The sequence below is a fragment of the Chrysiogenia bacterium genome, from assembly GCA_020434085.1.
Classification (GTDB): Bacteria; JAGRBM01; JAGRBM01; order JAGRBM01; family JAGRBM01; genus JAGRBM01.
This window is the reverse complement of record JAGRBM010000523.1, coordinates 1-1690: the sequence shown is the minus strand read 5'-3', so window position 1 is coordinate 1690 and position 1690 is coordinate 1. Positions and strand designations below refer to the sequence as shown.

The following is a 1690-nucleotide window of genomic DNA, read 5'->3' as shown; positions in this document are numbered from 1 at the left end:
GGGGCCGAACCACTCAAACAACCTGTCACCCTGAGCGCAGCGAAGGATCGCGTTCAATCAGGCAACGCCGACTCGGGACCGATTCTTCGCTCCGCTCAGAATGACAAGTACGCGGAGTTTGCGGGCAACTCACACCATCCGCGCCAGCCGCACCTTCGGGCCCAGGGTGATGGTGAGATCGGTGGGGCCGCCGGCCGGGGTGATGATCTCCCCTTCGAGCGCGTAGCCCGGCGTACCTTTGACCTCTACCTGGTTGTGAACCCCGGTGCGGATGCCGGGCTCGTGCCAGTGGTGGCCTTGCCCGCCCTTCCAGCCGATCTGCAGGAAGCGCACGATGTTCTGGCGGAGCTGCTCGCGCGAGAGCGCGAAGAGATGGAAGCCCTCGCCCGTGACATCGGGTTCGGGGAAAAGCCGCAGGTTCAGGAGCAGCGTGTTGAGCGTGCTGAGCAGCATGGCCAGGTGACCGCCAAAGCGCGCGTCATCGTCGAGCACGACCTCGGAAGGGTCGGGCGCCATCACCCCGCCGAAGCTCTCGGGGTTGCTGGCAAAACCGGCGGCCAGCGTGCCGAAGAGCGCCTTGGCCGCCGCCCACTGGGTCGCGCCCATTTCGTAGTAGCGCTTGCCCACCCGCCAGAACAGGCCGTCGGTGTAGACAAAGGCGTATTGCGTGGCGGCGGCCTGCGGATCCTCGACGCGCAGGATGTTGCGCTGGTGCCAGGTGTAGAGATGCTCACCGAACTCGCCGGTCCCCAGCCGCGCGTTGAGCTTCTTCGTGCCGCTGCGCCCGAGATAGGTTCCCGTATCGCGCGCCATGTAGTTCTGGCTGCCGCCCGCGACCGGCAGCACCGGCGGGGGCACGGCGTCCTCGCCAAGCGTGTTGAACCACGTCTCGTAGAAGTGGCGAAAGCTCCCGTCGCCGCCGTAGATGGCCAGCAGGTCGAGGCTGCGCTCGTGGATGCGACCCACCTCGGCGGCCAGGGCGTCCAGATCCTTCGTCAGGATGAACTCCACCTTGGTACCGAAGCGCTCTTCGAGATGTTTTTGCAGATCCGCGCGCCGCGCGTTACGCGCGGCATTGGGATTGACGAGAATGGCAACCTTGCTCACTGGCACCCCCCGGAAGAACTGACCGGGGCGTCATAGCACGAAGGGCGCGCGGGGGACCAACCCGAAGGCCGGCTCAATCGGGCAGGTAGTCGAGGAGCTCGGCGAGCCTGGTGATTTCCAGGCTCGGCGCGTGCTCATCGTGGGGGAAGGCCTCGCCCTTGCGGTTGATCCACACGGTGCGGATTCCCAGGCGCCCGGCGCCCCAGATGTCGGCCAGCGCGGTATCGCCGATGTGCAGGCTTTCGGCCGGGCTCGCGCCGAAGTGGCTCATCGCGTCCTCGAAGAGCTTCTCGTGCGGCTTTCGAAGACCCAGCGCATCGGAGATGATCACCTTGTCAAAGCGCCCCTGCAGGCCTGTGTGATCGAGAATCCAGTCGGCCGCCGGCGTGTAGTCGAAGTTCGAGATCAGCGCGACGCCGATTCCCCTGGCATGCAGGCGATCGAGCAACGCGGCGGCGCCCTCTACCGCGCGGGTCGAGCGCGCAATGGCGCGCATGTGGGCCTCGACCAGTTCATGGGCAAGGCGCCTGGATTCCTCGCCTTCGACCTCCAGTTCGAGCGCGTGAACGATGTTCTCGTAACG

The 1690-nt window shown here is 66.1% G+C and carries 2 protein-coding genes; both read right to left on the bottom strand.

The features are described 5' to 3' along the window. Positions 1–129 precede the first annotated feature (129 nt). Positions 130–1107, bottom strand: coding sequence for a hypothetical protein (locus KDH09_17520; protein MCB0221501.1), 978 nt, complete (start codon positions 1105–1107; stop codon positions 130–132). 73 nt (positions 1108–1180) lie between these two features. Beyond that, a partial coding sequence (locus KDH09_17515; GenBank protein ID MCB0221500.1) for an HAD family hydrolase occupies positions 1181–1690 on the bottom strand: 510 nt, incomplete at its 5' end.